The organism is Calothrix sp. NIES-2098, from assembly GCF_963875125.1.
Lineage (GTDB): Bacteria > Cyanobacteriota > Cyanobacteriia > Cyanobacteriales > Nostocaceae > Aulosira.
This window is the reverse complement of the sequence record NZ_CAWNKJ010000001.1, coordinates 340,449-350,000: the sequence shown is the minus strand read 5'-3', so window position 1 is coordinate 350,000 and position 9,552 is coordinate 340,449. Positions and strand designations below refer to the sequence as shown.

Sequence of the window (9,552 nt, the reverse complement as noted above, 5' to 3'; positions counted from 1 at the left end):
CGAGATAAGCTAATTTGCCATCCAAAGTAGCTAAAAGATTACCTGGGTGGGGGTCAGCGTGGAAAAACCCATGTTCTAACAATTGTCGCAAAGAACACTGTACACCCACTTCGATTAAATAACGCGCATCTATACCTTTAGCGTTAATTTCTGGGGTTTGGGTTAATTTAATCCCGTTAATCCACTCCATCGTCAATACACGGCGATTGGTGTATTCCCAGTAAATTTTCGGTACATATATGTCTTTTATGTGACCATATAAGTGGAAAAAACGCTCGGCATTTTCCCCTTCGTGGATATAGTCCATTTCTTCAAAAATGCGATCGCCTAATTCATCCAAAATACCGACTAAATCGCTACGTACCCGTTTAAAGGTTTTCTTTGCCCAACCAGCTAGGCGACGTAAAATATATAAATCAATAGTAATTGTTTCTTTTAAGTCAGGACGCTGAACTTTGACTGCTACTTCTTCACCAGTTTTTAGCTTACCTTTGTAAACTTGCCCCAAAGAAGCAGCCGCAATCGGTTCTGGTGAAAGTTCTGTATAAATTTCATCGGGCGGTGCGCCGAGTTCTTCTTCAATAAACTGGTAAGCAATTTCGTTAGGAAAAGGCGGTAATTGGTCTTGTAGCTTGGTGAGTTCTTCTAAGAATGCGGGCGGAACTAAATCCGGTCTAGTCGATAAAGCTTGCCCAATTTTGATATACGCCGGCCCCAGCCGCGTTAATAATTCTCGAAGTTGTGCAGCGCGGCGGCGGTCATTTTTCACCACAATTCCCCGTTTGCTGTCCCACCACAACCCAAAAGCAAAGGAGAGAGTTGGCCCTAAAATAGCAAGAATCCGCCCAAAAACTTGTAGGGGTCTTTGTTCATAATGCGCCGCAATCTCTCCTGCATCGTAACGCGTCATCTCAGTTTCAACTGGGATTGTCAAAGCTATTTGTTGTTGGGCTGCTATCAATCTTGGCGATTTTACAACCAAGGCTTGTGTGCCATTTTCTGACACGACTTCAGCAACGGATAGATCTTTAGGGCGGTTGTTGCTACCGCCATTGTCCTCCTCGATCGGTCGGGAAGTTGGGGGAAGTGTTTTCACAATCATGAAGAATGCCACCGGTCGAATTGATTATGTTAAGCATTGTAACAATATGTTTAGCATCAAGCACCCTGATGATTTGAGAGGAAGTGATTTGCTTAAAGGCGATCGGGATTTATCTGTTCCAGTTTCCTCTCACTCCAGAAATTGGATTGTAATAATAGCAAAGCACTATATTTGCTGCGATCGCTTAATTTTGAGAAAAAATTGTTGTTTAACCATCACAGCAGTTTTCGTTGGGGAAACAACAGGAGTGAAACGCCAAAAGACTTTTACAATAGACTTTTGTACTATTTTCAATGGTATCTTTATTTGTGCCACGGTTGTACTCTCAGCATGTACGGTAGTTACTACCAAGCCAACTACACTTCACACATCAAAAACTAAGTTAACAAACCGCATTCGCCAGAGGCGTTCCCGCAGGGTAGGCTAAAGGGACTCGAAGCAATGAGATATGGAGCGATATTTTGTGCAAGCCCTGTTAACTTCCGCGTAGCGGCACTAGGTTTGTTACACTTAAATGGGCCTGTTACTTCTATAGTAGTGGGTCATGCTGGTTGCTAAACGCTCATGCCTAGCCCTAAAAGTTGGAAGTATTCGGCATCTGCCTACATGGAGAATTTGGCTTGATGTTGCTTTGCCTGCGAATTGAAAACTTTGCTCTAATTGACCAACTGGAACTGGAATTTGGCGCTGGATTGAACGTATTAACAGGTGAAACTGGCGCGGGAAAATCGATTATATTGGATGCGATTGATGCTGCCCTTGGAGGTAAGGTATCTAGTCGCGTCATTCGTACCGGCACGAGTCGGGCGATGGTAGAAGCTACTTTTAAATCTAACGCTACCTTAGCGGCTTGGTTGAACGAACAAGAAATTGATTCGATAGACGAAAACTCTGTAGTTATCAGTCGAGAAATTGCTGCCACTGCTAGTAATGTCCGGAGTAGATCGCGGATAAATGGCGTGTTGGTGAATCGGCAGATGATGGGAGGACTGCGCGATCGCTTGGTGGAAATTACTGCCCAAGGTCAAACTGTACAAGTGGGACAATCCGCCCAAGTCCGCGATTGGTTGGATTTACATGGTGGCGATTCTCTTATGCAGCAGCGTCAAGCGATCGCTACTGCTTTTTCTACGTATCAACAAGCACATCTAGCATTAGAAAAACGCCGTACCTCAGAACGGGAACGGTTGCAACAACTGGATTTACTCACTTATCAAGTTCAGGAATTGGGAGCAGTCAACCTCAACGATCCTAATGAATTAGAGCAGCTATTACAAGAACGGGAACGGCTGAATCATGTAGTAGATCTGCAACAGATGAGTTACAAAATCTATCAAGCTTTGTATCAAAATGATAACGAAGCCCCAGCCGCCGCAGATTTATTGGGAGACAGCGAAGCCACCTTAAATGACATGGTGGAGTACGATTCCCAACTGCAACCGCTGTTAGATTTAGTCAGGGATGCCCAAGCTACATTAATGGAAGTAGCTAGACAAATTAATGCTTATGGCGAAGATTTAGAAGCAGATCCGCAGCGATTAGAAGAAGTAGAAGAAAGAATTCGTGAATTAAAGCAAGTTTGTCGGAAATATGGCCCGACATTACAAGAAGCGATCGCTTACTATCAAAAAATCCAAGGTGAATTAGCCGAACTCAACAACAGCGAACAATCTATCGAAAGTTTAGAACAGCAAGAACAAGCAAGTTTAGCAAAACTGACTCAAGCTTGTCATAAGTTAACTCAATTGCGTCGGACAGCCGCTAACGATTTAGAAGCAAGGTTGATAGCTGAACTCAAACCCCTAGCAATGGAAAAGGTGCAATTTAAAGTAGATATTGTACCTATTGCCCCAACTGCTACTGGTGCGGACAAAATTACATTTATGTTTAGTCCTAACCCCGGCGAACCGCTGCAACCTTTAAGCGAAATTGCCTCTGGAGGGGAAATGAGCCGCTTTTTACTAGCGCTGAAAGCTTGTGTTTCTCAAGCAGATGGCGCAGGGACAATGGTATTTGATGAAATTGATGTGGGTGTCTCCGGAAGAGTCGCCCAAGCGATCGCGGAAAAATTACACCAGTTGAGTCAAAGCCACCAGGTATTATGTGTTACACACCAACCATTAGTAGCGGCGATGGCAGATAGGCATTTCCGGGTAGATAAGCAAATTATTAATCAAAGCAAAGGTAATAAAGCTAACAATGGCAGTAGCGAACAGCGTACTGTGGTGCGCGTTACTGCTTTGGATAATTTAACAACTCGCCGGGATGAATTAGCGCAGTTAGCTGGGGGGAAATCGGCGACAGATGCGATCGCTTTTGCAGAATCTCTTTTATTGCAAGCTGCTAATTATCGGCGGGAGAAATCTTAATTTGATGTGTCTTTGGGAATTATAAAATTGTAGTTATAAGCTTTTTATGAACCACAGAGACACAAGGGTGAAAAATTCAATATTTTATTGATAATCCTTATAAGATGATTAAACTCGATCAGTTTTTAAAGTTAATAGGTATAGCCTCAACTGGAGGACAAGCTAAACTGATGATTCTTGATGGTTATGTCAAAGTTAATGGCATAGTTGAAACCCGAAGAGGACGGAAATTAGTTTCAGGCGATCGTGTAACGATCGAAGGGAAAACTTATGATGTTGGGGAAGTAATAGGATAATAAGCTATTCATTTATACTTGATAAATAAATGATTGATAATCTTCAATTTTAATAGCTAAACGTGAAGCTAGAAAATCACTAGCATCTTTCAAAGCTTCATAAATCTGAATCCCTTCTTCTCGATAGCGAGTAATTTTATCTGTAGTCCAATAATGTGGTGGTGCTTGGAGATTAGTAATTCTATCTGCTAATTTAACCATCCAGATTTCTTTTGGCTGTTGTTTGATTCTGTGCAAACTATCTGCCATCTGTAGATTTTTGGCTAAATTACTATCTTTAGTTAACGCCAGTACGCCTTTAGCTACTGCTTCACCGAATTCTTCTGTTATTTGCTCGTAAGTTTTACTTGTATCTTCGATAGTGTCATGCAAAATAGCACATTGTATTGCCAGATTTCCGTCGGCTTCTTTCTCTGCATTTAAGGCAGCAATTACTTCCATACTTACAAAACTTAAGTGCATAATGTAAGGTATTTCTGAACCGGGCATCTTCTGACCTTGATGTGCTTTTGCAGCAAATTCATAGGCTTTAATGTACTTGTCTTGTGACCAATTTTGTTTCATATACGGTAAATTTTAAATTTAATCATCTGGAAATTGCCAAGATGAAATACTTTCTACATTTCTGCTATTGCATTTACTACAAATAGCATCAAATGTTGAATCCATCCACTCATAACCACACGCACGACAATGACAGAAAATATTATTGCGGTTGGCATCTTTGATTCCTTGATACCATTGTTGCATTTGGTTAATATTTTCAAAGGGAAAATGCTTAGACATTTCTCATAACCACAGATTTCCAAAAATAGAGGTGGCTGATATAACCATCGATCGTGAATTATACTTGAGTTCGCTAAAATCTGCGATCGCCCAAAATTTCATAACTATAATGGCAACTTTCAACCCATAGCCAGAGTGTCATTTTCTATTCAGAGCCTAATATTAATATAGGAAATCAAATTGTAGTATGAGTGCTTTTCAAGTTATGGGCTTAAATGCTCAATTAAATGCAGTAAAAGCTCTCTATACCACTAGGAAGTTTGAGAAAATGCAGATTTTTAACCATTTCCATCAATTTAGCAAGAAACAATTTATTAAATTACTTGGACAGACAGTAGGTTTAGGAGTGGGTGCTAGTATTCTATTTTTCAGCCCAAATGCTAATGCTGCCGAGCAAGTTGTTTTGAAGTATGGTAATTTTCAAGGGCCAATCTCTGTACAAGAATTAAACCAGTTTGTGGAAAGTGGCAAGACTACTCCCACGCTGAGGGCTTATTTACAAGCGGCTAAACAAAATCCTGCATTAGCTCGTAAGGCGCTATCAGCCGGGATCAAAGCCGATCGCACCTTTTTAAATAACTTGCTGTCTAGCTGGGCTGGGCCTATTTTAGTTAATCAAATTGGTGAGGTAGTTCATCCTCCTGAGGGAGAACTCAATCAGCAAGCACTGCGAAGTGCTTTGAGTACATCTATTAGCCAAAATGGTGAAGTTACACTGCTGGGAGCGATTCGTAACTATCCCCATCCTACTGTTGAAATTGAAGGCGATCGCTTGGTTCCTGTTTATGAAAGGTTAAGTAACCTGGCGAAAGTCTTTAGCTAAAACAAAAGTATAGTAAATGGCATTCCCAGACGTAGCATAGGCGAAATCTGGGGATAGTTTTTGCATAATTTGCATTTGCAAAACCTAAATTCTATTGCTCACCTTCATAGCAATAGATATCAAGATGAAATTTCTTATCAGACTTATTGGATTGGCTTCCATGCTATTTGGCATCAAGGTTTTGGCAAGTAGTGTAATTTTATCTGGATACTTTATCCCTACCTTGCCTGTGATGGTTTTGACAATATCAGGAATATTGTGCTTGAAGTATGGCGGACAGAATCGTCAATATGCTTGGTTGTTAATTGCTGGTAGTTTAGCTTATGCGATCATGAGTAGTGTAATTTTTATTGCTCCAATTTCGCTTATCTCATTTGCTGTGGCATTGATAGCGGTAAGGATTGGTTACGCTATGCTGACCACTGGTAGACTGAAGTTACAACTACTACCTTAAGCAAGTCTAATGCCTAACAATCGTTGACAGTCAGACTCTGCGTTGATGGGTGGGAAAAGGGTTACTGAGCATGGAACTTGTTGTTTGTCCCAATCCACGGTAAATTGAGCAATATTACATCTTGTGTCTAAAGTTACTTGCCAAATTGCATCAAATGCGTTATCTGTATAATCTCTATCAGTATGTAGCAAAAGGTTGACTGTTGTCAGTAGATACAGATTTGAAAGGATGAGGCTAAATCTCAAAAGCTTTCTCTGCTCTGCAAGCACAACGCAAAATCACCCTACCTTGAGTAACCATATTAGGTCTGCTTGGCTACCAGTATTTCTTGTTAGAAGGTAGTTATGTCATAGGACAAACCGCGATCGATGCTACATCAAATTCAGGGGCTAACTCAATCTAAACTACCAACGAAGTTAAGGATAAACAATTGAAACAACAGCAAGTTATCATGGGAAGCATCACCGCCACAGTATCTGCGATCGCACTGGGATATTTGGGCGTTCAATACTTGAATCAGACTGCAATGTTTACAGTTGCTGGTGCAATGCTGGGACTGGGTGCAACTACACAACTTACGCAACTCAAGTCCAAATCTCACGTACCATCGTCAGAGCAATCGCTACCGCCTTCGGTTCCTGTAATTGCTGTGAGTGAAGAGCCACCACAGCCAGTAAAATCAATTTCTCAGCCAGTTGAACAAAAGATTGAGCGTCAGACTGAGGTTATTGAATCAGATTCTAGCAAGGAATTAAGAGCAGAATCGGATTTTAGCAAGGAATTAAGAGCAGAAATCGATCCGATAATCGAACGCTTTATGACAGTAGGTTTGGAGGATTTTTGAATTCCGTCGTAAGGGCGGGATTTACCCGCCCTTGATGAAAATTCATGAGTCAAAATGTTGAATTAATCATGCCAGCAAAGTAGTTTAATGTAGCTGGATGAGTAGTAATTAATTCTTGCATTTTTAGCTCTTTTTCAGATAAGCGATCGCTTAAATTTATCTTTGCTTCTAAATTTTCTTGCCAAGTTAAATTTTCAATACCAAGTAGTTTAGCTAGCGCATTGGTTGTGGCTGGAGAATTAAACACAAATTCTCGGATTTTTAACTCATTTTCGCTGAGTGTTGGTACAGCCTCGACTTGTTTGACCTGTTCTTTAATTTCAGCTTGCGGTTTTGACCAGGCGGGAACCCAGCTATTAAAGCCAGCTAAATTTTTCGGGAAATTACTTGAGCCTTCTTTGATTAATGCTTGCAAGATTTGAGCATGGGGTCGCAGTTTGAGAATCAGACTGGGTAGCCAAGGTAATAAAATTTTATCGGGAACTGTGGCGAATAATTTACTCAACAGTTCGACGACAAATTTACTAATTCTGGGTGCAAATGTTAAAGATAAAATAAACCCATTTAAGTATTCGGGGAAAGATTTAATTAACATTTCGTTGTTAATTACATCATTGAAGAATTCCCGAATTTCTTCTAATTTTCTTAATGTTAGTAACCATTCGGTTGTCCACAATAAACCTATTTTGGCGGGGTCGTCTAACCCTTGGCTGGATTGTTTGACACCGATTAATAATTGACTGCGGTTACAACCGAGAGATAGCGCCAAACTTTCTAGGGTGAAGATAAAATTTAGCATCCCGGCGATTTGTTCGGGTGTAGTTCCCCTATCTGCAAAGGCTTGGGGTAGTAAGGTAGCGTAATGTCCGTAGCCTGTAGTAACAAAACGCTCTATCCATTGTGGTAAGCCTGTGGGTGTGGCGCGGTAGTAATGGACTAACCTGCGGACTCGTTCAAATACTTGGGGTGCATCGCTGACACCAGTTTCTTGTTTGAGGAGAGAAATCGCGTGTTCTCCGAGTTCTTGCGTTAAGCGGAGGCTGCGTGCGTATAAAATACTATCTTCTGTGGCTTTGAGAACATCGCTGGTTTTGGCTTGGGGAGAGAAAGCTGTTTGTTTGAGACGCTGTTCTAAAACTTGCTCGATGCTGACACCTTCATAACCAAGCATAATGAGATGGCGCTGGTATTTACCGATGCGAATTTCCCAAGATTCTTGAATCGGTTTGGAACCAAGACTGCGATCGCCCATAATGGGTTTGACAATCGTATCACCCAACAAATAATGCAATCGCCACAGCACATCCGAACATGGTAAAAGTTCCGGTTGCTGCTTGAAATCCATTAAGGCGCGTTGGTTGGTTTGTGCAAGTAGGTTGACTCCTAAAGGTTGAAGTCTGTCATACACATCTTGCGCTAGGGGAGGTAAAGAAGCGTAACCAACCGTACCAATGCGATCGCCTCCGAGTAAAATTTGGCAAAGTTGGTAAATATTGCGTTTTTTGGGAGTGCGGTCTTTTTCGAGACAAGTTATGGCTGCATCTTGGAAATCGTAAGGTGTGGGGTGCATTCGGTTCCGCATCCCCGCTAGCAACATTGAGGTTTGATAAATGGCGATAGAGTCAGCGGTACTCGCTAAATAGGCATTTTTACGTGCTAATCCGACAATATCAGCGCACCATTGCAATAATTGTTCGGTATCGGCTTTAGCTAATTCTGGGGGACGAGTTAAGAAGGCTGCGAGAGTGGAATTGGTGGCTGTAACAGGACTTGGTTTAGTTTTAGTTGCTTTCTCTTCTTTATTGAGCGAAAATCCTTTTAAGCCTGTAACCTTGAGATTTTTTTTCCAAGTCGCTTCTGCTAGCGATACCGTACCCGCCGGGTGATGAAATTGGTATTCAATAGCCGCAAAACTGGAAGGAATTAAACCATATAACCATTTAGTTTGGGTGCGTTCCGGGATTTCCCAGAGATTATTATTAGTAACGCTGTATTCTTCTACATCACTAGCAGAGTGCGCTGCACCACATATATAGATAGCTTCCTCAGGTGCAATATTATGTGCCGCCATGTGTTTTTTCATGGAAGTCCACATATAGCGTTCGCGCTGGCGGTCGATTTCGATATCTTTGTTGCGAGTTCCTAAGCGGCGCATTAAGCTACCGATGAGGAACATGACTTGGCGGTAAGTATCGTAGTCTGCGCCGATAATTGCTGTTTCTACATACTCATCCCACCATTCCGAAAAGTGGCGAGTATTGGAGTTGCGGAGTAAAAAGCTTAAAAATTGGTCAAAAGTGGGGACGAGGTTACCTACTTCTACACCTACCGCCGAACCATGCATTTTCGCTTCATCGCTGGCGGGTTCTTCAGATTCTTCAGCCAGTTTTTTATCAGGAGGTTCCCATTGAAAGACAAAATCAACAGCGCGATCGACAAAGACTAATTGAGTGTCGGGGTGTTGGAGTGCAAATGCGATCGCTTGATATTCTGCGGAAGCTTCAGTTATAGGTGCAACCACACTCAAAGGCATGATTTTGGGCGAAAAATGCTCAGATTCGGCAGCGAAGGCTTGTAAAGCGACGGGTAATTTACAATCACGTAAATTTTCCACGGTGTTTTGTAAGTCTTCGCATAGTTCTAAGTAGATGACTTTCGGCGGTTTTTCCCGTAACCGTCGCACCATTTGTAAAGCGGAGGATGGGGAATGGTGACATACGGGGAAAATTTCTAGGGGTTCGCTGCTGGCTTTTTCTACATCTTTGATTAAAGCGGTTAGCATTTCGCTTAATGGTTGTGCATCAGTAGCGAATTTTTCCGCCGCGTTGAGGAGTTGTTCTTGGAGTGCGTTGAATGCAGTGGGTAGGCTCATAGTTTA

Annotated in this window: 10 protein-coding genes (1 of these 10 cut by a window edge); 6 read left to right on the top strand and 4 right to left on the bottom strand. The window is 41.8% G+C overall.

All coding sequences use genetic code 11. From position 1 onward, the window contains the following. Window positions 1-1,102, bottom strand: the 5' portion of a protein-coding gene (locus AACU33_RS01335; RefSeq protein ID WP_339375692.1) for an ABC1 kinase family protein. The gene continues 968 nt to the left of window position 1, outside the view; the window shows 1,102 of its 2,070 coding nt (coding positions 1-1,102); its start codon is at window positions 1,100-1,102; its stop codon lies off the left edge, out of view. Between AACU33_RS01335 and AACU33_RS01330 the strand changes: the two genes are divergently transcribed. The 3 genes from AACU33_RS01330 (at window position 1,101) to AACU33_RS01320 (ending at window position 3,767) form a co-directional block, all read left to right on the top strand. Then, window positions 1,101-1,529, top strand: a complete 429-nt coding sequence (locus AACU33_RS01330; protein ID WP_339375691.1) for a hypothetical protein — start codon at window positions 1,101-1,103, stop codon at window positions 1,527-1,529. The two genes, AACU33_RS01335 and AACU33_RS01330, sit on opposite strands and share 2 nt — an antisense overlap. A 196-nt stretch (window positions 1,530-1,725) precedes the next feature. After that, window positions 1,726-3,471 (top strand): DNA repair protein RecN, encoded by a 1,746-nt coding sequence (gene recN, locus AACU33_RS01325; protein ID WP_096586693.1) that lies wholly within the window; start codon window positions 1,726-1,728, stop codon window positions 3,469-3,471. 104 nt (window positions 3,472-3,575) lie between these two features. Further along, the gene (locus AACU33_RS01320; RefSeq protein ID WP_096586692.1) at window positions 3,576-3,767 is read left to right on the top strand and encodes an RNA-binding S4 domain-containing protein; all 192 of its coding nucleotides are present in this window, start codon (window positions 3,576-3,578) and stop codon (window positions 3,765-3,767) included. A 12-nt stretch (window positions 3,768-3,779) separates the two neighbouring features. On the opposite strand, the gene AACU33_RS01315 is transcribed toward AACU33_RS01320, so the two are convergent. Both AACU33_RS01315 and AACU33_RS01310 read right to left on the bottom strand, forming a co-directional pair. Next, window positions 3,780-4,331, bottom strand: coding sequence for an HD domain-containing protein (locus AACU33_RS01315; protein WP_096586691.1), 552 nt, complete (start codon window positions 4,329-4,331; stop codon window positions 3,780-3,782). Window positions 4,332-4,349: 18 nt separating this feature from the next. Next, window positions 4,350-4,553 carry a hypothetical protein gene (locus AACU33_RS01310; protein ID WP_096586690.1) on the bottom strand — a complete coding sequence of 68 codons (204 nt, stop codon included), beginning with the start codon at window positions 4,551-4,553 and terminating at the stop codon, window positions 4,350-4,352. A gap of 187 nt (window positions 4,554-4,740) precedes the next feature. Between AACU33_RS01310 and AACU33_RS01305 the strand changes: the two genes are divergently transcribed. The 3 genes from AACU33_RS01305 (at window position 4,741) to AACU33_RS01295 (ending at window position 6,674) form a co-directional block, all read left to right on the top strand. Beyond that, window positions 4,741-5,376 (top strand): alpha/beta hydrolase, encoded by a 636-nt coding sequence (locus tag AACU33_RS01305; protein ID WP_339375690.1) that lies wholly within the window; start codon window positions 4,741-4,743, stop codon window positions 5,374-5,376. A gap of 124 nt (window positions 5,377-5,500) precedes the next feature. Beyond that, window positions 5,501-5,830, top strand: coding sequence for a hypothetical protein (locus AACU33_RS01300; RefSeq protein WP_096586689.1), 330 nt, complete (start codon window positions 5,501-5,503; stop codon window positions 5,828-5,830). Window positions 5,831-6,260: 430 nt separating this feature from the next. After that, complete coding sequence (locus AACU33_RS01295) at window positions 6,261-6,674, top strand: hypothetical protein (RefSeq protein ID WP_339375689.1); 414 nt, start codon at window positions 6,261-6,263, stop codon at window positions 6,672-6,674. A 49-nt stretch (window positions 6,675-6,723) separates the two neighbouring features. Here the strand turns inward: AACU33_RS01295 and AACU33_RS01290 are convergent, their stop codons facing one another. Next, window positions 6,724-9,546, bottom strand: a complete 2,823-nt coding sequence (locus tag AACU33_RS01290; RefSeq protein WP_096586686.1) for a DUF5682 family protein — start codon at window positions 9,544-9,546, stop codon at window positions 6,724-6,726. Window positions 9,547-9,552 lie beyond the last annotated feature (6 nt).